At 43.0% G+C, this 20061-nt stretch carries 28 protein-coding genes; 20 read left to right on the forward strand and 8 right to left on the reverse strand.

The genetic code is table 11. From position 1 onward, the window contains the following. The 6 genes from IQQ51_RS26570 to IQQ51_RS02385 all read left to right on the forward strand — a co-directional run. A partial coding sequence (locus IQQ51_RS26570; protein ID WP_228012648.1) for a YceI family protein occupies positions 1 to 281 on the forward strand: 281 nt, incomplete at its 5' end. A 384-nt stretch (positions 282 to 665) separates the two neighbouring features. Next, positions 666 to 1856: a YbfB/YjiJ family MFS transporter gene (locus IQQ51_RS02365; RefSeq protein WP_193840248.1), complete on the forward strand. Its 1191-nt coding sequence runs from the start codon at positions 666 to 668 to the stop codon at positions 1854 to 1856. A 50-nt stretch (positions 1857 to 1906) separates the two neighbouring features. Then, entirely contained in the window at positions 1907 to 2563 is a 657-nt protein-coding gene (locus tag IQQ51_RS02370; protein ID WP_193840249.1) for a glutathione S-transferase N-terminal domain-containing protein, read from the forward strand. Between the two features lie 171 nt (positions 2564 to 2734). Further along, on the forward strand, positions 2735 to 3430 hold the full coding sequence (locus IQQ51_RS02375; RefSeq protein WP_193840250.1) for a VC0807 family protein: 696 nt from the start codon (positions 2735 to 2737) through the stop codon (positions 3428 to 3430). A gap of 356 nt (positions 3431 to 3786) precedes the next feature. Next, positions 3787 to 4062 carry an HU family DNA-binding protein gene (locus tag IQQ51_RS02380; RefSeq protein ID WP_048658484.1) on the forward strand — a complete coding sequence of 92 codons (276 nt, stop codon included), beginning with the start codon at positions 3787 to 3789 and terminating at the stop codon, positions 4060 to 4062. Positions 4063 to 4088: 26 nt separating this feature from the next. After that, a complete protein-coding gene (locus IQQ51_RS02385; RefSeq protein WP_193840251.1) occupies positions 4089 to 4232 on the forward strand; it encodes a hypothetical protein in 144 nt (47 codons plus the stop codon). Positions 4233 to 4541: 309 nt separating this feature from the next. Here the strand turns inward: IQQ51_RS02385 and IQQ51_RS02390 are convergent, their stop codons facing one another. After that, a complete protein-coding gene (locus IQQ51_RS02390; RefSeq protein WP_193840252.1) occupies positions 4542 to 6092 on the reverse strand; it encodes a PAS domain-containing methyl-accepting chemotaxis protein in 1551 nt (516 codons plus the stop codon). Positions 6093 to 7336: 1244 nt separating this feature from the next. Between IQQ51_RS02390 and IQQ51_RS02395 the strand changes: the two genes are divergently transcribed. Continuing rightward, positions 7337 to 7540, forward strand: a complete 204-nt coding sequence (locus IQQ51_RS02395; protein ID WP_017065471.1) for a hypothetical protein — start codon at positions 7337 to 7339, stop codon at positions 7538 to 7540. A gap of 42 nt (positions 7541 to 7582) precedes the next feature. Here IQQ51_RS02395 and IQQ51_RS02400 read toward each other — a convergent pair whose 3' ends face one another. After that, positions 7583 to 8674, reverse strand: coding sequence for a transporter substrate-binding domain-containing protein (locus IQQ51_RS02400; RefSeq protein ID WP_193840253.1), 1092 nt, complete (start codon positions 8672 to 8674; stop codon positions 7583 to 7585). A gap of 221 nt (positions 8675 to 8895) precedes the next feature. Continuing rightward, positions 8896 to 9333 (reverse strand): PaaI family thioesterase, encoded by a 438-nt coding sequence (locus IQQ51_RS02405; RefSeq protein ID WP_193840254.1) that lies wholly within the window; start codon positions 9331 to 9333, stop codon positions 8896 to 8898. Between the two features lie 35 nt (positions 9334 to 9368). Between IQQ51_RS02405 and IQQ51_RS02410 the strand changes: the two genes are divergently transcribed. After that, the gene (locus IQQ51_RS02410) at positions 9369 to 9647 is read left to right on the forward strand and encodes a DUF134 domain-containing protein (protein ID WP_017057476.1); all 279 of its coding nucleotides are present in this window, start codon (positions 9369 to 9371) and stop codon (positions 9645 to 9647) included. Between the two features lie 64 nt (positions 9648 to 9711). Here the strand turns inward: IQQ51_RS02410 and nqrM are convergent, their stop codons facing one another. Continuing rightward, positions 9712 to 9909 carry a (Na+)-NQR maturation NqrM gene (gene nqrM / locus IQQ51_RS02415; RefSeq protein WP_193840255.1) on the reverse strand — a complete coding sequence of 66 codons (198 nt, stop codon included), beginning with the start codon at positions 9907 to 9909 and terminating at the stop codon, positions 9712 to 9714. After that, positions 9906 to 10352 carry a NifB/NifX family molybdenum-iron cluster-binding protein gene (locus IQQ51_RS02420; protein ID WP_193840256.1) on the reverse strand — a complete coding sequence of 149 codons (447 nt, stop codon included), beginning with the start codon at positions 10350 to 10352 and terminating at the stop codon, positions 9906 to 9908. Before IQQ51_RS02420 ends, nqrM begins: the two co-directional genes overlap by 4 nt. A gap of 272 nt (positions 10353 to 10624) precedes the next feature. Here IQQ51_RS02420 and IQQ51_RS02425 point away from each other — a divergent pair, with 272 nt between their 5' ends. Together IQQ51_RS02425 and IQQ51_RS02430 are read left to right on the forward strand one after the other, a co-directional pair. Continuing rightward, positions 10625 to 11062, forward strand: a complete 438-nt coding sequence (locus tag IQQ51_RS02425; protein ID WP_048611764.1) for a hypothetical protein — start codon at positions 10625 to 10627, stop codon at positions 11060 to 11062. Between the two features lie 64 nt (positions 11063 to 11126). Beyond that, a complete protein-coding gene (locus IQQ51_RS02430) occupies positions 11127 to 11306 on the forward strand; it encodes a DUF1289 domain-containing protein (RefSeq protein WP_048611762.1) in 180 nt (59 codons plus the stop codon). A gap of 9 nt (positions 11307 to 11315) precedes the next feature. On the opposite strand, the gene rcnR is transcribed toward IQQ51_RS02430, so the two are convergent. Further along, positions 11316 to 11591 carry a Ni(II)/Co(II)-binding transcriptional repressor RcnR gene (gene rcnR / locus IQQ51_RS02435; RefSeq protein WP_048617378.1) on the reverse strand — a complete coding sequence of 92 codons (276 nt, stop codon included), beginning with the start codon at positions 11589 to 11591 and terminating at the stop codon, positions 11316 to 11318. A 347-nt stretch (positions 11592 to 11938) separates the two neighbouring features. On the opposite strand from rcnR, the gene IQQ51_RS02440 reads away from it, so the two are divergent. Together IQQ51_RS02440 and IQQ51_RS02445 are read left to right on the forward strand one after the other, a co-directional pair. Further along, positions 11939 to 12661 carry a DUF1007 family protein gene (locus IQQ51_RS02440; RefSeq protein WP_193840257.1) on the forward strand — a complete coding sequence of 241 codons (723 nt, stop codon included), beginning with the start codon at positions 11939 to 11941 and terminating at the stop codon, positions 12659 to 12661. A gap of 94 nt (positions 12662 to 12755) precedes the next feature. Continuing rightward, positions 12756 to 13844: a nickel/cobalt transporter gene (locus tag IQQ51_RS02445; RefSeq protein ID WP_193840258.1), complete on the forward strand. Its 1089-nt coding sequence runs from the start codon at positions 12756 to 12758 to the stop codon at positions 13842 to 13844. Positions 13845 to 13958: 114 nt separating this feature from the next. Here IQQ51_RS02445 and IQQ51_RS02450 read toward each other — a convergent pair whose 3' ends face one another. After that, positions 13959 to 14291: a PepSY domain-containing protein gene (locus IQQ51_RS02450; RefSeq protein ID WP_193840259.1), complete on the reverse strand. Its 333-nt coding sequence runs from the start codon at positions 14289 to 14291 to the stop codon at positions 13959 to 13961. A gap of 264 nt (positions 14292 to 14555) precedes the next feature. On the opposite strand from IQQ51_RS02450, the gene IQQ51_RS02455 reads away from it, so the two are divergent. The 8 genes from IQQ51_RS02455 (at position 14556) to IQQ51_RS02490 (ending at position 19543) form a co-directional block, all read left to right on the forward strand. After that, positions 14556 to 14915, forward strand: a complete 360-nt coding sequence (locus IQQ51_RS02455) for a carboxymuconolactone decarboxylase family protein (RefSeq protein ID WP_048611557.1) — start codon at positions 14556 to 14558, stop codon at positions 14913 to 14915. Continuing rightward, positions 14915 to 15445, forward strand: a complete 531-nt coding sequence (locus tag IQQ51_RS02460) for a VOC family protein (protein ID WP_050650099.1) — start codon at positions 14915 to 14917, stop codon at positions 15443 to 15445. The genes IQQ51_RS02455 and IQQ51_RS02460 overlap by 1 nt, the downstream gene beginning before the upstream one ends. Continuing rightward, complete coding sequence (locus IQQ51_RS02465) at positions 15442 to 15885, forward strand: DMT family transporter (protein ID WP_065676946.1); 444 nt, start codon at positions 15442 to 15444, stop codon at positions 15883 to 15885. The genes IQQ51_RS02460 and IQQ51_RS02465 overlap by 4 nt, the downstream gene beginning before the upstream one ends. Then, positions 15882 to 16400 carry a DMT family transporter gene (locus tag IQQ51_RS02470; protein ID WP_193840260.1) on the forward strand — a complete coding sequence of 173 codons (519 nt, stop codon included), beginning with the start codon at positions 15882 to 15884 and terminating at the stop codon, positions 16398 to 16400. Before IQQ51_RS02465 ends, IQQ51_RS02470 begins: the two co-directional genes overlap by 4 nt. Continuing rightward, positions 16390 to 16713 carry a hypothetical protein gene (locus tag IQQ51_RS02475; RefSeq protein ID WP_193840261.1) on the forward strand — a complete coding sequence of 108 codons (324 nt, stop codon included), beginning with the start codon at positions 16390 to 16392 and terminating at the stop codon, positions 16711 to 16713. Before IQQ51_RS02470 ends, IQQ51_RS02475 begins: the two co-directional genes overlap by 11 nt. A 355-nt stretch (positions 16714 to 17068) precedes the next feature. Then, entirely contained in the window at positions 17069 to 18007 is a 939-nt protein-coding gene (locus tag IQQ51_RS02480) for a LysR family transcriptional regulator (protein ID WP_193840262.1), read from the forward strand. 236 nt (positions 18008 to 18243) lie between these two features. Further along, complete coding sequence (locus IQQ51_RS02485; RefSeq protein WP_193840263.1) at positions 18244 to 18738, forward strand: YcxB family protein; 495 nt, start codon at positions 18244 to 18246, stop codon at positions 18736 to 18738. Positions 18739 to 18817: 79 nt separating this feature from the next. Then, the gene (locus IQQ51_RS02490) at positions 18818 to 19543 is read left to right on the forward strand and encodes a metallophosphoesterase family protein (RefSeq protein ID WP_193840264.1); all 726 of its coding nucleotides are present in this window, start codon (positions 18818 to 18820) and stop codon (positions 19541 to 19543) included. A 75-nt stretch (positions 19544 to 19618) separates the two neighbouring features. Here IQQ51_RS02490 and IQQ51_RS02495 read toward each other — a convergent pair whose 3' ends face one another. Beyond that, positions 19619 to 19918: a hypothetical protein gene (locus IQQ51_RS02495; RefSeq protein WP_193840265.1), complete on the reverse strand. Its 300-nt coding sequence runs from the start codon at positions 19916 to 19918 to the stop codon at positions 19619 to 19621. Positions 19919 to 20061 lie beyond the last annotated feature (143 nt).

Consider the following 20061-nt stretch of genomic DNA (forward strand, 5'->3'; position numbering starts at 1 on the left):
TCTCTGGAAAGGTTGAACCGTCGATGCTATCCGGTGACCCAAAAAGAGCAACAATAGCAGCGGAAGTTACCTTACACGGCGTAACCAAAACGATCGATTTCCCAGTTGTGGTGGTTCCATCCTCAGGGTTTGTCATGGTTAGCTCAGCTTCGACAATCATCGTCAACGGCGCTGATTTTGGGATATCGACAGAGAATCTAAACAAACTTTCAGCGACCGTGGGTGGATTAGCGATTTCCGACAAAATCCCTTTAAGCTTTAACCTACTTTTCGACCAATAATGGACTTGTAACTCTTCGTTTCTCTTCTGCCTCATTTCACATTCATCAATCTTTTGAGAGCGGTGAATGTGAGTGAGAGTAACTGGGCATCAATCTTTTCTAAATAACCTAATCATTTAGATCCAACTTTAGTCTAACCATTGATCACTCAATTCTACGATGATTAAAACAATCGCTTATTGCCTTCCCCTTGGCATAGCAACAGATCTCCCTAAGTGTTTAAACATACTGGCAATTTTTCTACCTCGAAACCACCTTTAGATATGCAACTTATATGACTAACAGCCTAGTGATATTGATGGTGAATGATGTCAGTATGCAAAACTAAACAAAGATCTTGTCCTATTGCCAGAGCACCTAGTCAAACCGAAAAGAGACCCTTTTATGCTGAATACACACATCGTTAATCGAGACAGCTTGGCTGGAATGGGGGCGACTCTAATAGGCAACGGGATCGGTAGGTTTGCCTATATAGCATTAATGCCGGCTCTCATTCAAAGTGGCTGGTTTAGCGAAAGTGATGCATCTTACCTTGGTGTAGCAACCCTTCTTGGATACATATTGGGTGCACCAGCTGCCAATATACTATTGCGTTACTTTAGTGCTGGGCAGTTAATTCGATTCGCTATGTTGGTGAGCAGTTTTAGCTACTTGGGCTGTGCACTGCAGGATGCGCCCTTGGTGTGGTTCTATGTTTGGCGAACTTTGGCTGGAGTTTCGGGTGCTTTGCTCATGGTTGTCGCCCCTCCGGTAATTGTTCGCAAATTTAACCCAGATGTTAAGGCTCGTGTCAGCGGTGTTGTATTTTCAGGCATTGGGCTTGGTGCAATGTTATCTGGCACCCTAATTCCTGTGCTCATTTATTTTAGTGTAGTTTCGGCTTGGATTGGCATGGGAGTCATCGCGTTGGCCACCACTATACTCACCTGGAATGCATGGCAAAGCCAACCTAATACGTCAAAAGCACCTTATATAAAGTCTTCCTTCTCACAGCTATCAAGGCCTAAGTTAATCAGCGTAACGCTTATTCTTGTGGCTTATACCTTCGACGCTATCGGCTACCTACCACACACCTTATTTTGGGTTGATTACATCGTGCGTGAACTGGGCATGTCGTTCACTAGCGGTGGGTTATTCTGGGCAACCTTTGGTATTGGTGCCGCCATTGGCCCATTGATAACAGGTATATTGGGAGACAAGCTAGGGCTGAAGAAATCACTCTGTATTGCATTTAGCTTCAAGGCTCTAGGCGTCGCATTACCCCTTTTTAGCACTCACCCCATAGCGTTACTCATTTCTTCATTACTGGTCGGTATTTTCACTCCGGGGACGGTCACTCTGGTGTCGACTTACACATTGGAGATTGTCGGTTATGAACTGCACACCAAAGCGTGGGCTGGGATGACACTTTCCTTTGCAATATCACAAGGCGTAGTCGGGCTTGTGATGGCGTACTACTTAAATCACATGGCGTCATACAATCTATTGTTCAGCATGAGTGCTGCTGCTTTGATTTTGTCTGCGGTGTGCACCTTAATGACCGAGGCTCAACCTAAGCGTGAACACTCAATCTAAATCTAAACGCATTTTTTGGACTCAGTTATCGAATAAAATAAGGGGTTAACATGCAACTCTACCTAAATGAAACCTCTCCGTTTTCACGCGTAGTCGCAGCAACAGCACTTCTGTCTCGTTGTTCACCTTTGTCTTTTGTTTGGGTCGACCCTTGGAGTACGCCGACCAACCTGGTAAACGTCAATCCGTTTTGCTTAATTCCGACATTGGAACTGGAAGACGGAACTTCACTGACAGAAAGCTTGTGTATTTGCCAATACCTAATTGAAACCTATCAACCTCAAACGCTGCGCCAAGTGGCATTAAGTGATGCCCATCAAATGAAGCATCTAGGAACAGCAAAGACATTAATGGAGATAGCTTTTCGAACCGCAGCACTAACACGCTATACCTACAGTGATAATTCGCTAATCAAGAGAGGACAAGACGGTATCGCTGCCGCGCTAAAGCAACTTGACCAAGAAATAGACAAACAAGGGTTAGATTCCCTTCTTACCGACAACTTGGCCACGCTGTATCTCCAGGTCGCTTTAGATTACGTCCAATTCCGACATACTGCGTTGTTTGATGAAGTGAACAGCCGAAACATCACCGATTTTTTACACCGTTCTCCATTCGCAGACGTACTGGCACGTATAAGCATTGAGAGTTTGGCAAACAAGCCTGATTATGAAACGTTGCTTGATTCGTTCGGTCTGGATACCTAAAAGCGTCCAGAACTAGGATGCGTAAAGTCTTGAATTCAACGTGAGATAGGCTAAGAGATGTCGTTGATGTCACATGTCGTTACACAGCATGGTGTCTTAAGGCTTTACATCTTGGGCAAGGTAAACAACAATCCCTGAGAATAAATCCATAACATAATGTATTTAGAAATTATGAGTAGCACAGAAAACAAAAAATCGAGTCCTCTTTTCGAAGTCGTATTTAACGTCCTTCTTCCTTCATTCATTTTAATGAAGTTCAGTGGAGATGAGCATCTCGGAACAGGCTTAGCATTACTTGTCGCCCTAGCCTTCCCTATTGCTTACGGTGGCATGGAGTTGATCCGCAACAAGAAGTTCAACTTCATAGCAGCGCTTGGCTTTGTCAGTGTACTTTTAACAGGTGGCATTGGTTTCTTTGAGCTAGACACTCGTTGGTTAGCACTAAAAGAGGCATTAATCCCAGGTCTAATTGGTTTAGCAGTTCTTGGCTCAACCTTCACCCGCTACCCATTTATTCAGAAAGTTATCTTCACACCAGCTCTGTTAAATATCTCTCTTATCGAAGAGCGTTTAAGACAGTTCGGTAAGCAGGCGCAGTTCGACCGTTGCTTAATGACATCAAACTACCTATTCGCGAGTACTTTCGCATTTTCTTCTGCGATGAACTACTTCCTAGCGACTTGGATTGTGATAAGCCCTGCTGGCACCGCTGCCTTCAATGAAGAACTTGGCAAGCTGACACTTTACAGCTACCCAGCAATCGCCATCCCAAGCATGTTGATGATGTTGGGTATTTTCTACTACATTTGGCGTCAAGTTCGCTCTATGACTTCGCTAGAAACAGAACAAATTTTTATTACTAAATAGTTCTGAATTAACAAATCTCTCTGACAACACAACCAGAAGCCCAGCAATTAAGCTGGGCTTCTTTGTTTTTACTCTTTCATTTGTCAACATGACAGATGACAGTTTCGACTTGGATTATGAACCTCGCGGACAATCCGAATGACTTTTCTCAAGTCAATTTGGGCGACATGTCTATAAACCAATAATAATCAATGAATTGCATTGATTGAACCGACAGATGCTTTTATAGTCAATCCTGTTGGTTACTTTACAAAGCTCTACCCAACCACTGACAATATTTCAGTTGCCGTTGATAAGATCGCATAAGCTAGGTGCTAAAGGTAGACGCCAGCCGTACTCAATAAGGAATATAGATTATGAACAAATCTCAATTAGTTGAACACATCGCGACTTCTGCAGACATCTCAAAAGACCAAGCTGGCACAGCGCTCAATGCGCTAGTTGAAGGTATATCTTCTTCGCTTGCTAACGGTGATGACGTATCGATCCTTGGATTTGGTAGCTTTAAAGTTAACTCTCGTGCCGCTCGAACTGGTCGCAACCCGCGTACCGGAGAAGAGATTCAGATTGCAGCATCAAAGACGCCAGCATTTAAAGCAGGCAAAGCACTAAAAGAGACGTGCAACCTGTAACACTGAAAAACACAAGGAAGATTACGATGACGACTAAGGAAAAAGCGAAAGCGAGCCGAAGCAAAAAAGCAGATAAGTCGACTAAAGCGCAAGCTGAAACGCCTAAGACTCGTCAACGCATTGAAGAGCTTCTCGAAGAGCGTGAATTGGCAAAACTGTTAGAACTATAGTTTATGTAAGAACTAAAATTTAAGTTTGAGCAAAGTGATAGTTTGTTATCGTTCTAATGCCACTGCAGATTTGTAGTGGCATTTTTGGTTTTAGAAACAGATTCCTAAAGTAAATACCAATCGCTACCTGAAGTACCTGACGATCTAACAGTTTTTTACTTTGAATGAACCTGACACTAGGCTGCTAAAATACCCTTTAAAAATAAGCTCAGCCTCGCAATAGCGAGGCTTTTGAATTAGTAACCAAAGCTAGCTTGTTCGTAATGTAGACACTCGTCAGAACCCGCTAACTACTTGCTCTATTGTGATTTAAAATCGAGCCACTCCTTTTCTTAGCTCATTCAAGCTGAGTACACTTTGTTCATACTGTTTTTTACTGTCTTCCATGAGATCGTGAGAAGCTTCAGCTTTACTGTGTATAGAAAGAATATTCTGGTTAATCTCTTCAGAGACATTAACTTGTTCTTCAATAGCGACCGCGATTTGGTTATTCCTATCAACCACTCCTTGAACCTTTTCACTCAATAATGTGAGGCTTTCTAGAGTCGATTGAATCGTCGTTTGAGTGCGTTTCGCTTTTTCCGTCCCGTTGTTAACAGCCGTTACTGACTGACCACTGCCTGTGCATAGCTTTTCAATAACCGCTTGAATCTCTGTTGTTGCTTCTTGAGTTTTCTGAGCAAGCACTCTTACTTCATCTGCCACGACCGAGAAGCCTCTTCCTGAATCACCAGCTCGTGCGGCTTCTATCGCTGCATTCAGTGCTAATAGATTGGTTTGGTCAGCAATCGCGTTGATCATCTCGATGACGGAGCTTATTTGTTGCGTCTCCCTCTCTACAGACAGCGATATTGTCGATATGTTATCTAATTCATTGGTGAGCTCGACAAAGTTTTCTTCGACTTGGTTTAGCTCGTTTTGACAAGATAAGAGCTCTTGCTGGGTGCTAAACGTAGAATCGAGGGTTCCTTGCGCATTTTGAGAAATTTCACTTGAAGCCGCTTGCATCTCGTTGATTGCAGTCGCAGCCATATCAATTTCTGTTTTCTGATTTTCAAGGTTTTCAGACACCGTGGCGTTCGATTCAGCAGTTTTATTCGCCTGTTTCAGGGTCATTTCACATGAATCACTCACCGAAATTCGAATTCTGCCTAATAATGCTTTTGCATACTGTTTCCGAACCTTCATTCCCAGCGCAATTTCGGAGAGATCGTCCACCTTGCCAAAGTAAATATGTTCCATTAAAGGGTTGTTGAACTCTTCTTTTGCTATTTTACAAATATTCTCCAAGCGACGAGTCAAAATATAAATCGATACCGAACTACCCATAAAGAGTAATAAGAATATTTTCGGTACCGTTACGAATTGATTAAGGTGAAGCGCGTAGGCTAACCCGATTAGCAATATTGAAATGAATGTCTGACGTTGCCAAAGTCTCGTTTTCGGTAACATGAGCTTGAATGGTGTTTTTCCGTTATTTAAGGTTCCATACGCTTTTTCTGCACGTTCAACATATTCTCTTTTCGGCTTAAACCGTACAGATTGGTACTCAACAATCTCATTATCTTCTTTTAACGGAGAAGCAAAAGCATCAACCCAGTAATAGCCACCACCTTTCCGTTGGTTTTTCACCATACCCATCCAGTTACTACCTGACTGAATATGGCCCCATAGGTCCTTAAACGCGGCTTTAGGCATATCCCTGTGACGAACTACATTGTGATACTCACCTACTAGTTCTCCTTCTTGATAGCCTGCTACTTCATTAAAATGGGGGCTTGCATACTTGATTTTACTGGAAGGGTCTGTAACTGAAATTAGATTGTACGACTCCGGATAATCATACTCTTGCTCTGCCATAATATTTCCCTATTTAAACTAAATAACAATCAACTTGTTGTGTGGACCATCCATGCCACACCATGATGAAAACGAAGACACTTGATCCTTATCTCATTCCAAAATTAAACATTAGTCATTGATTCAAAAATATTTTCACTTAAGTAAAATGTACATCAGATCTACCATGTGGTTGACTAAACAAATCCAAGATCACGCCAAAACATAAATGCAGCAAATTTCATATAAACATTTAATAAGAATAGCTTATGAAAAGTAAAATGAGAGTAGTAGTCATTACAACAAACAGGGTTATAGCGCATTTATCCAAGAACACCTTCACGTTCAAAGTTTATAACCAAAAACTAATATACCTATATAATTAAGTCCTAATATTTTGTTAAAATAAGAATATTCCTTTGTAAGTAAGCTCTCAATTATCACATTCTCTAACCAATCACCTTTCAGATTCAGAGAAAAAAGTTCTTCATACCTTCACAATAATTGGTTCGTATTTTGCTAGTAATTGAAGGTTTCTAAGAGAGATAAAATATAAATTACAATATGGTATGTTCTCAGGTTTGATTATGATTAAGGGTTATAAAGATACGTGATTTATACGAGAAAATATTCTTTCGCTTTCCTTGATAATGATCGGAACCTGTCCTTTAATATGCATCTGCAACCATATTGTATTTAGGAAAACTTATGAATGTATTAGACAAGGATTGCTTATTACAGTTAGTCATTGATAACTTTCAAGAAGATGTCGCAAAATCCGTTGATTTCAACACGGGAGAAGTTGGTATTAAGTATACCTGCCTTGAACATAACCTTAATTTTTGCATGGACTTATCTGTGGTCGAAAAGATATATTCGACAAGATAAGACCCCAACAATCTGATCTCGTTAAGCAATATTATCTTTGAAGTTGATAATTCTAAATGAGTTGTAAATTTCAAAGATAATAACTTTACCGATATTCAACGTACTGCTTTGGCTACGTTATTAATAAACCAATACATTGACGTAAACATTTTAGATCCCTTAAAGCCCTCACCTACCCCGCCCTAGCTGTATCTGACAGAACAACCTCCTTCCAAAAACGAAATTTTAGCTTACTGGCTTAACGCCGATATCGCGTTGACGGTTACGTTTGAGAAGCGCATGCTTTTATTTCGAGCAGAATAGTGGTGTAGCGTGTTAACAGTGTATTCGCCCCATAACTCGTTCTGTGCAACGTACTCAATTCAATGGCAGGTCACATGAATAAGATTATTATGTTAGTAATGGGGCTGCTTTTTACCAGTCGATTATTTGCCAGTATTGTGCCGCATGTTGGTCAACTAGAGCATGATGCGCCTATTCTCCTTCGCTCGGCATTGATTGTGGGTGTTGCGGCTTACGCGGTTTGGAGTGCATTCAAATACTTCAAAAAGACCAAGGCCTCAGGTTCAGATCAACTGTAACGGCAAAAGTCCAAAAGCTTTTGAATATGCCTCTAATTTCGATTACTGATCTGCGAAATAATCGACCAAAATTTTACGCCACTTTCGCGATTCACGAATCTTCAACAGCGCGCGGTTAATCTCTTCTTCGTACACGTTATTTTCAGTGATGATAAAGCCATAATTCTGCTTTTCTAGCTGATACGGCAACACTTCCAGATCTTCAAACTGCCCGCTTATTCTGCCATTACCAATCATATATTTGAGAACCACATCATCAGCGACAATCGCTTCGACTTCACCATCCTCTAAAGCCGCCAGAAGCCTTGGCATATCGACATAACTCTTGTGTCGAATTCCGAAGCTTGTGAGCATCAAAGAAGACGTCGTGGCAACCTTTGTTCCTACCTCCACATTCGCAAGATCATTAACACCTTCAATATGGGAAGAGCCTTGGCTGAGAGTCAGCTTGCTGGCTAAAACAGCGGTAATACTGGCGATAAAAAGCATACTAAACACACCAATGAACACCGTGGCAATTCGCCCAGTTAAGCTCTTAAACTCAAAGTAATTGAATGGACCTCGCGTGATAAAAAGTAAGCCCATAATAAAGCTTTCCAACAAGCGTCCCGTTCTGCTTTTCATCGAATAAAGCTTTTCATTCTCGCCATGCTCCAATAAGTAGAAAAACGCGCCAATTACGCCAGAGATAAAGACGACGGCACCAATGATCAACCACAGCGCGGGATTGAAGAAAATGGCATGTAAGGTTTGAAGGTAGCCCTGTTTTTTAACTGCAATAGCGAGGTGAGTTTCGTAAAAAGAATGAGAAAAGTCAGCAAATAACTCTCGCTCTGGGGTGATTGAAATACAAGATACACCGACATCAATTTGCTCGGTTTCAATCGAATTGAGTAAATCATCTAAGCGGTGGGTTTCTAGCGTGTACTCAACGCTCATCTCTTTGGCGATCTGCTCCCAGAGCTCGACACTAAGGCCACTCCACTCGCGTTCCATAGAGCTGATGACAAAAGGAGGACATGAATAAACGCCGACTTTAAGCGGGGCGGAAGAAGCATAGCTACTGAAGAATGGAAAAAGTAAGACGATTGATAGAGCACAATATTGGAATGTCGATTTGAAGAATTTTGGCATCAGCAGCCCTCCGAGAAAAGGCAGTGATGAATTGAATCGAGTGCGGGGAAACTCGCTCTAATGAACGGATTCAAGCATGTTCAGGAGCTAAAAGATGGATAATGAATTCAATACTGCCCTACTAGTTTTATTCGTTATTACGTTAACTATAGAAAACCTCTATTTATTGTGCAAAACAGCGGAATCAACAAACGAGCACCATCCAAGCTATCGCTCAATAACTAGGGTGATGACATGAACTGACTTTGTGCCGACGAACATAACTTTCCGCACTGAGTAATTTGGCTTTCTAGGAAGTAGATATTACGTCTGCTTTTGACCCATTGAGCGCGAACTTCCAGCTCTTGACCAATCAAAATCGGGTGATGAAAACGAGACGTTAAACTCACCGTCATCGCCTTGATATCATTCTGAAATAGACAATGTAGCATCGCGCTGTCATGTAATGTCGTGACTATGCCGCCCTGCATGATGCCATCGTAGCCCTCAGCTTTATCTGTTGGTACAATCTTGGCCCTGGTTTTATATTTAGCTAAAGCCTCGTGCTTAGTTAAAGTCTCATGCTCACCAACAGCTTCAAAACAAATGGCGCTGTCGGTGAAAAAGCCTTGGCTACACACTTGGCAACGTCGATGATTGTGTGGAATGAAAACCTTCATACTTACCTTTTACCCTTAGATTGCTAGAGATTGATATGGCTCGACCAAAAAAACATCGCCAGTTGTGTACCCGTGCGGCTTACTCTTGTTTCAAGCCTAATGGTGTTCCTATGGACGAGCTTCATAAAGAAGAATTGCTATTAGAAGAGCTCGAAGCCCTCCGCTTGGCTGATCAAGAAGGCTTGAGCCAACTTGAAGCCGCTGAACAAATGCAGGTGTCTCGCCAAACGTTCGGCAACATCATCAAGCGTGCACGAGCTAAAGTCGCCAAGTGCATCGTCAATGGTCACGCGTTGGTGATTCAAAGCAGTTAATTCACGTGTTAGCCAGGAGTTATTTAACTCAGCGAGCGAGAACTCTAGATGCTTAGCTCGATACTTAGCTTGATGGCTCAGTAATCTGATACAGCTTTCTGCTTTGCCCTTCACACACATCCTTGCAATTGCACTCACGCTCAATATCTAACTGCGCCAATCCTCCACAACTGCCTTTGATTGGCTTGCGCGAAAAAATCACACCTAGCGCCATCAATGTAACGACTCCTACAAACCCCAATAGCGTCAACAAAAAAGTCATTTTCGGAATCCTCGAATAGCGCCTAACTGATTAGGCTGTGCCATTAGAATCGAAGCTTGTTTTTTGTGCCCTTTCTCGCAACACGTTTTATTGCTACACCCGCTATTTCTCGGCTCGCGACCATAATCGAGATCGGTCACTTCCCGTAGATTGTCGAAATCCAAAGTCCCGATTTCGGCCTTACCTGTCGATGCCAAGACTCGAATATCGTTATTGAACAAGTGCGCCAGCATCTTCTTACCTATATGACGAACCACCACAGATTTCACATCGTAAGAACGGAGAACAGAGATCCATTGCTTCTTTTTATTGCAAGAAGTGTCGGACTCAATCAGAGGAACAATCTGTTTTATCTGTCGTTGTTCATCGACAATCGCGATCTCAGGAGAGCGAGCAAAGTGGTTGCCGACATGAAGGTCGCGACAAGGTACTGCGTATAACATAGTAACTTCCTGTTATTGATGATCAGGAGTTCAGCATACGCTCAATTATTGGCATATGCCAATAACTATCCTATGAAAAATAAGATTTACTGGATCGAGAGATAAGATCAAAGGCACCCAAAGTTACCGTCATCTTCAGCCTATCTCGGCTATCTTTCAAACAACCAAATATACTAGGGGGTAGTATTTTATACTGGGGAGGGTTATAGTTTTTTGAACGCAATATTATGAGCTTCACCGACCCTATTACCAGATAAGAGAAGAGTTTCTGAATGAAAGACGTTAAGGGTGTATTCCGCAACCTAGAGAAAATGCTGCGCAAAGCGAACTGGTTTGAAGATGGTTGGGAAATTTATAACCGTGGCGAATACCTTCAGCTATACAAAGAGAATTGGTTTAACCAGAATCAAGGTGGCGTCCACTTTGAAACTTTTATTGAAGGGCCTCAGGTTAAACAAAAAGCCTTTCCTATCTGCATGCATGCGGAAGAGGACTGCCCTGCCCAATCTGAATTTATACGTCAGTTCAAAGAGTTGGAACAAAGCCGAATTGAAAGTTGGAAAGGATACAAAACCCAAGATAACAGCTACGGTATTTGTCAGCGAACACTGCCTTTGAATTTCAAAAACCTTGAACAGCGTTTGTTTGAAGAATTCAACCGACTACGAGCGCTTGAAGCGAGTGTCGATAAGGTTCTAGAGAGACTATAACTCAGACAAGCTATAACTAAGACAAGCTATAACTAAGACAGGCTTTAATAGGACAGATTCTAAAATGAAAAAGCAAAAAAGCCCGTGTATCGACATGTGTGACTTTTCAAACAGTAAAGGTTGGTGCTTGGGGTGTGGTCGAACTCGAGAAGAGTGTAAGGCTTGGAAAACGATGAAGCCTTACGCCGTTAATGCTTTAAAGAAAGAGCTAGTGAAAAGAAAATCACAAATGAAAGCTCAATAAATCAGACCTTTACTTAATGTAAGAGTCTAGAACTTTAAGTACCACTTCCATATCTTCTTCACGCTGATCCTTGTCATCTTCTAGTACAACATGTTCTAGGAGATGGCCTTTAATCACTTCTCTCATCAAGCCGTTGACCGCACCACGAATGGCCGCTATCTGCTGCAATACATCCTGACATTGCTGCTCTTCATCATCCAACATCTTCTTTAGGCCATTCACCTGACCTTGTATTTTGCTGACTCGAGCCTTTAGCTTTTTCTGATCTTTGGCTGTGTGCGACATAGCATTTTTACTCACGTGACTGAATGAAAAGAGATAAAGCGTAATGTAGCACCTTATTTATACTGGGGGGTAGTTTTTAGCGCCGTTAAAGCCTGTAATCACGGGCTAAGCTCAAGCCCCCAACAAAAAGGCCTCGTACAACCGAGAGTTTAATCGACTATTCAACGTCACACACTAGTCTAAATAATGTCCAATTGAGCATCAATCAAAGATGTTTATAGGAAAGATGGGGGTAATTAAAAATCAAGAATGACAGTCCGCTTTAAAGTGAACAAGCGGACAATTTGAAGTGAACAACGCAGCAAATTGTTATAATATAACATCACACTAAATAACCATCATTTCTCATGAAACAGCTATTTATTCTAATCGATGTCATCAATCACCTCTCCTCACGCTTTGTAAGCCGTTTCGCGACATACTTTCGCTCTCTCAAGGGCTTGACTGTTGCCCTAACATTATTGCTTTTTGCGCCAAATCTATACGCCCACCCTCACTCTTGGATAGAGATGAAAACTCATATTGAGGGAGAGAATGGCATGATCACTGGTCTCTCTATGGAGTGGTCTTTTGATGCAATGACATCCATGTATATGTTGGATGGAGAAGATGTCTCTGCCGATACAGAAGCTGAGACATTCAAAAAGCTCGCTGCTTCTGTAATCGAAAACATGATGTACGAGCACTACTTCACGTATTTTTATGATGGTGAAGAGCCCATCAAATATCAGGTGGTTGAGAACGCAAAGTTTGAGCGTGATAAAGCCAAGATGGTTCTAACATTTGACCTACCACTTTCTAAACCTAAGCCAGTGACACGAGACTCGCTTCGCGTATTGATTTTTGACCCTAGTTACTTTGTCGACATGTCGTGGCTATCCAATAGGGACGTGACATTGTCACCTGAACTAGCGAGACAATGCCAGTTAGAATTAATCGAGCCTAACCCGACGCCAGAACAGATGAGTTATGCGATGTCTTTACCTGTCGATGCAGATCCGGATAACACGCTAGGCCAACTGTTTACACAATCGGTTGAGCTTCATTGTGCTGCGGTTCCCGCTTCTTAGTCGCAGTGATTCGTTTCAACCATGAAGTCAGCGTCTAGCTGATTAAGCATGGCAACTAATTGACAGAAAGATCTCAGATATAGGTTCTTGTTAAATGAAGAAAAATCAATCCAAACTCAATCACTACCTCATTGGTGCTGGGGCGTTAGTGCTTATTGCTATTGGGGCGTATCAACTGTGGTCTATGTGGCCATCGTTAGTTATCTCTAGCATCCAATGGCAAAGAGAAGTCAATTCAGAGCTTGCAGACCTACTCTATGAAGCTAAGTCCAACCCTTGGGGTGCAGGCAGTTACCTTATCCGGTTCAGCTTTATCTATGGCATGCTTCATTCTCTGGGGCCTGGGCACGGCAAAGTTATCGTGTCTACTTACCTAGCGACTCACCCAACCAAAGCCAAAGCGAGTTTAGTGCTTACGGTCGTCTCCGCTTTTTTACAAGCATTGGTCGCAATCTTACTAGTAAGCGTGTTGCTGTGGGGCTTTAGTGCTTCCATGCGAGTCGTGAATGACAAAGCGAATATGTTTGTTTCATTAAGCTTTGCCTTAGTCGCGGTCGTCGGCGCGCTTATATGTTGGAAGGCTTTGAAAAACATCTACACCGCTATGCGTAAGCCTAAGCTAAAAGTGAAAGCCATCACCACACTCGCAACAGACACAGCTGCGCCAATTTCAGTGCGTTCGCCAATGGCGCTTCGTTCATCTGGTTCAATGGTTATGGGCGCTACCAATGCATTACAAGCCGCTGACCACACTCATACAGATCATTCTCATGCCGACTGTGGGTGCGGCCACCAGCATGTAGCCGATGCAAAGGCAATAAACAAAGCCTCAACACTCCGAGAATATGCGGGAATCATAGTGACGATTGGCGTAAGACCGTGCACCGGAGCCATCATGGTTTTGCTCTTCGCGAACATGGTTGGCCTATATTGGATGGGTGTATTGAGTGCCTTTGCGATGGCCATAGGCACAGCATTAACAACCTCATTAATTGCAATGATGACGCTAACAGGCAAACACTTAGTGAAGCGCTACTTGGCAGCAGGCAACAAAAACAGCAACGCCTCATTGAATGCCGCAGGTCACTACTTGCAACTCTTTGGCGGTATTTTGCTTGTGTTGATTGGCTTGTTATTAATGAACGGCCAAGACAGCGGCATGTCCCCTGTTTTCACTATGTAGAGTACAATCGTATAGCAATTAAGCTCTGGGTCTTTTCACTCGTTCCGCATACATCAAGGCCTCGCAAACGCGAGGCCTTAGCTTTATCTTATGAATGTAAATGGTCTTCTAGAATCACTTATCCACGTCACCAGTAACGCCTTCATGGGATAACTCTCCGGACAGCTCAGCTTGCACTTCAGCAAGGCTTTCTTCTTCGACCGCCACAATTTTTGCAGTTACCGCATCAACTTCAATCTCATAAGCTTTACCATCACGCATAACAAACACATCCCACTGAGTGTCAGGCTCGTCATGACGAATCCCAAGTACCTCGATATCCAAAGATAACAGCGCCGCTTTAATCGCTTGTTCTTTACTGATTATCTCTGTGCCTTGAGCCGCATAGGTTGAAACACTAAATGTACTAACAGCGACCAAAGCACCACATAAAATTAACTGTTTCATTGTTTTCTCCTTAGCTTTTATGGCTATTTTCACCACCTTGATAATGTGGCTTAGCGCGTGAAAAAAATGTTAGTCATTGTGTAGGTGCCTTCTATTTCCGTTATTCTCCACTTTCTCGCCTTACCCTCTTTTCCTGTTCTCAGCCCGTCTGTGCAGATTCCGCATAAGTCCTATTCCATTCCGCTGGTTTTTCAAATTTCATCACTCCCTATAATCCCCTTCATCCGTAGCGGCGAACCAAATTGATAAGTGAGAAAGTTGAATATGACTAAGAAATATCAGAATGCAGTGCTGGATGATCAAGCACTGATTGAAGGCCTCAAATCAATCAATCCAGTATGGGGCGATATGACCGTACGAGTTGCAGGTGAAGCATGGGGCATGCCGTTAATTGACCAGAAAACCAAAGCGCTCATTAGCATTGCGATTGACCAAATGGCACTCAACGTAACGGGTGAAGGTAATCCATTTGGCGCTCACGTTGATATGGCACTTAAACAAGGAGCGACCTATGCAGAGCTTGAAGAGTTAATCGTATTTGCATCGGCATACACTGGCTTTAACAAAGGGGCGACGACGATGGGCGCACTCAACAAAATTCGTCATGAACGAGGAGATTTCTAATGGCTATTCCAGGGCTAAAAAAACCAGACCATATCGGTTTCACTGTACCGAATTTAGATGAAGCTATCGCTTTCTTCCGAGAGCATTTTGACTTTGAACTGGCGTATGAGTTTGGCCCATTCGCGTCCGATGATGACTGGATGAAAGATCACTTAAACGTTAATCCACGTGCAGAGATCACCAAGATCGCGGTGATGAACGCGAACGGGATTAACTTAGAGATCTTTGAATACTCAGACTCAGTAGAGAGAAGCAAAACAGCACCAAATAACGCCGACATTGGTGGTCACCACCTTGCTTTCTATGTTGAAGATATGGACGCCGCGGTAGCGTATCTAAAAGACCAAAGCATCACAGTCCTTGGAAATGCAACCACCATGACTGAAGGCCCTACCGCTGGAGAGTCTTGGGTTTACTTCATGGCACCTTGGGGGATGCAATTAGAGCTTGTGTCTTATCCAAACGGCAAAGCTTATGCAAATAAAGCTCATGCAAATCGTGCTTCTGTTGCGTTGTTTGACCCACGATGAACATTATTTTTATCGTGATGATTGTGATCGCGGGTATGGGCTTGTCTTTCGAGGCAGGCTTACTTGGCCCTTTAGGTAAACAAGTCGGCCATTTATGGGCAACCTTGAGCATCTTTGGCGTTGGTACTGCGTTGCTTTGGATGATTCGTCACTTTACACCGAATGGACAATTCAAAGCTTGGAACACCATTCCAAAATGGCAGCTTATCGGTGGTTTACTGGGGCCTATATACGTGGTCGTTCTTACATTAGCGACACCAATTTTAGGGGTCGCAATGACGATGGTTTGCGTCCTGTTTGGTCAAATCACTAAGAGTTTTGCAATTGATTACTTCGGCTGGTTTGCAATGCCAAAGCAAGCGACTAACCCACTGCGTTTGCTTGGTTTGGGGTTCATATTCCTCGCTCTCTGTTTTGTCTATTTAGGAGGACAATCATGACGCTGATTATTTTACTCGCCATTGCATCAGGTATGGCATTGAGTGCTCAAGCGGCGATTAATGGTCAACTGGGGGCAAAAGTAGGTGTGATTGAAAGCTCCCTGCTGACCTTTAGCATGGGAACCGTTATCACGGGTTTACTGATTTTCTTCTTTGAACCAAGTTATGACGCAACTCTGTTATCGGTACCTAAATGGCAACTCGCAGGCGCACTATTTGGCATCTTTTACATGATAGTCATGGTGGCGGCAGTGCCAAAGGTTGGTGTCGCGATTGCCACTGTTGCCACCATTTTAGGCCAGATGATCATGAGCCTGATAATCGATACTCAAGGTTGGCTTGGGAATACGCCCATTGAACTGAATTATTGGCGTCTTGCTGCCATGGCCTGCATTGCGTGCGCCTTGGTCTGTATTTATATCGCCAATCGCCAAAACCAAACCGAATCAGAAGCACCGTTAGCAAAAGACAATATTACGACTCACCTTACCAAGGAAACATTGCATGTCAGCTAAAACCATCATCGTGTTCTTTAACCTAAAATCAACCACGGATGAAACTCAATATCTTCAATGGGCCAAAGAGTCAGATCTACCGACGGTAAACAAACTCAATAGTGTTTCATCGTTCGAGGTCTTCAAAGGCATCAGCATGTTTGGTCAAGATAAGCCGTTACCATGGGATTACTTTGAGATTATTCAAATTGATTCTGAAGAGGCATTTCTTAGCGATATTCAAACTCAAGAGATGCAGAAGATTGTCGAGCAGTTCCAATCTTTCAGCGAGGATGCACACTTTATAATTACTGAGAATATCCTCACCGCATAATAAATGAACCTTCAGGCAAGCTAACTATTAGCTTGCCTTTTTTAATGTTTAGAACGTAATCTTTAACTAGGGCGTGTTGATCTTTCGAGCTGATTTTTGCAGCGAGTTGCTGGGGATTTATACAAGGCAGAGGCGTCGATGTGTAGCTAGCCTACATGAGAAGCCGATAACGTAGTAGAAATGGCCAGCAAACGCTGCCCGAAGGGTTCGGCTAAAAGCGTTTTATTCTTTGTTGAGGGGGATTTGCTTAGAGTGACTAGGCTACTTCCCCCTCGCCGCGATTAAAACGCTTTTATCTCGAACAAAATTTAACCACGAAAGGTCAACACGCCCTAATGAAAGTAGGAGAAAGCTTGTGAATTACGATGTCTCTTTATTGGAAATAAAACTGTTCTTGATGACCACCCAATTTGGCAACTTTTCTGAGGTGGCACGTCGCCAAGACATGACGCCATCTTCGGTGTCTCGCAAAATGGCGCAGCTCGAGGAGAAAGTCGGAACCAAACTTTTACATCGTCATACACGCTCAATTTCTCTTACTGACGAAGGTGTGGCATTTAACAAGCATTGCACCGAAATCATCAATCAGTATGAATCGGTTGTCGAACGCATTGAACAGCGCACAGACACGCCTCGTGGCACTGTCAGAATAAGTGCACCGGTTGCCTTTGGTCGACTCCACATTGCGCCATATCTCGCGGAACTGTTAGAACGGTATCCACTTCTCAAGGTGGAAGTCCAGCAGACGGATGCATTTGTAAACCCCGCTGCTGAATCTATCGACTTATTGATCCGCATTGGTGTGCCGCAAGATTCTTCATTAAGGATGAAACGTTTTGCTAAGCAGCGCTACGTCATGGCTGCAAGTCCAAACTACCTAAAATCTTATGGCACTTTAACTACGCCTGAAGAACTCAAACAACATAACTGTTTAGTGTTTAAGGGACCAAATGGTCTTCAACGCTGGTTTATTGGTGAAGATAAATTAGAGCCGTATGAAGTTTCAGGATCACTCTACAGCAACAATGCGGAAACGCTGGTCGCGAGTGCGGTCGGTGGCAGTGGAATTGTCGTCTTCCCTACTTGGCTAATTGGCGAAAAATTGAAGAGTGGTCAACTTGTCCCTTTACTAGACGGTTACCAAGTTTCGACCAGTTTAGAGCAACAATCGATCAGTGCCCTTTATCTTGATACTGATAATCTAGCGGCAAAAGTCAGGGTCGTAATTGATTTTCTAGCAGACAAATTCAGCAGCACAAGCGACAAGAACTCATGCTACTGGGATGCTATTTAATCGAGTTTTATCCAATCAATAGCCACCAGCTGCTTGGGTTTTCTCTGCCAATCTGGGAGCATCAAGATATAGTACTAACAAGAACAAACCTTGACGGTATTATTGATTTACAAAAGAGAAATAAAACCGCTAAAGAAAAGTGCTGAGAAGCGATACAATGCTCGAGTTGCGAGATCGCAGCATGAAATACCAATTCAAAGAAAGCCCATTAACAAGAAGCATTAAAGTAGCCTCACATGTCTAAAGAACCCGGTTTCACTACAGAATACAAACTCGACAAGACGTTTTTCGCGGAGTGTTATGATCAAACTAGCCTTCCGACTCAATTTCCAAAAGCCTACTTAAAAGGAATACTGTTTCTTATTTTTGGTGTGGTTTTGCTGGAGTTTGAACTATTACCTAATGGCTATGTTGGCTGGTTCTTTATTGTTTTGAGTGTGATTGAAGCATTCAGTGTGTACTGCAAAAGAACCTGGTGGTTATGGCGACAAAAGATCAGCTCAGGCGCAGGCAGCAAAATCGTCTTTCAAGGTGATGCTAACGGAGTAAGTTACAAAAACCACAAAGCGACCAACGCTATCGCGTGGAGTGACATCGACCAACTTGAGCAGACCAATCTTGGTTTTATCCTGCATATCGGTAAACAGCGCCAATATGTGAGTAAATCTTGTTTAAGCGAAGAAGCCATTGCCTTCATGATTGAACACCACGCCGCATCAAAAGCGAAATAACACCAATAAATGCCTGCTGATTTAGCAGGCATTTTTCTATCACTTTTAATTCTACGTATCGAATTACCGGACAATAACAATGAATACCGTGTACCAAATCAGTGATTGCCACCTTTCCGATGAATCCAGCTATGAGAACCTGCGCAGAGCACTGGAATACGTCAACAAAGACACGGCATGCAAGACCATCTTTCTGACTGGTGATATTTGTTGTAACCCAAAGTCTGGCGACTACGTTCGATTAGAGGCATTCATTAGGCAACACATTAGCGACCAATCCATTTACGTGATTGCGGGTAATCATGATGACTCTCGCTTAATGCGCACAGAGCTAAAAGGCTCGACGATTTATGTCACCGACAAAGCCACCATCGGTGAACGAGAGTTTGTGTTCCTAGACTCAAGCTTCAAGCCGCTAGACAGCCGCCACCCACTTGGTTCAGGGCGTATTGATAACCGCGGCATGGCTCAGCTAAAACAACAATTGAGAAAGGCCAATGATCCTATCGTGGTTGTTCACCACCCTGTCATTCCAGTCGGTGCAGATTGGATGAAAGCGATCCGTCTAGAGAACGATGCTGATGTGATGAGTGTGCTTCGAAAATATCGCGTTCGTGACGTGATCTGCGGTCATGGCCATGATGGAATAACGGCGACACAACAAGGCATCACCCAATATATGGCCCCGTCGACAGCCTATGGCTTTGACCACTCGATCAATGAATACAATCGCAGCGAGAAGGTAGGGTTAAGTCGAATCTCATTCTCTACTGATTCAATCAACTACCAAGCTGTCTACCTTTGAGGATGCTAGCTTTAAGGTTGTTAGCTTTAACCTTGCTGCGCTGCTAATTCGATGTTCCGCTAGCTTGGTGCTCCGCTACAAATATTCTTTGACTTCTTTGAGCTTACCTTTCAACTTGTCTTTTTTGCTTAGCGCTTTGTCGAACTCGTCTTTTGATGTATTGAGATAACTCACACCATCTTTAATTTGAGCTAAATAAGCCACGTAGATCGTGTCCATCGTGACGAATTCCATACCCGACTTAGTGATGTATTTGCGGGCGAATTTTCTGGTTTTTTCGTAAGACTTGTAAATCTTACCTGCAAGTTCACTACCTGGAGCATAGGTCGCAAACTTATCGGGCTCCTTCTTAAACTTATATTTGAGCTTTCTCATGTGCTTTTTCATGAGTGAACGTTTCTTGTAAGCTGGCAGATCCAACGTAAGCGCGTCATAAACCCCGCATTCTAATCACCTAGAGCGAATAATAAGATCAGGTCTCCAACCATGAGGAGATTTGAAATGAGAAAACGTCGCAC

This window comes from Vibrio sp. OPT18, assembly GCF_015163615.1.
Classification (GTDB): Bacteria; Pseudomonadota; Gammaproteobacteria; order Enterobacterales; family Vibrionaceae; genus Vibrio; species Vibrio coralliirubri.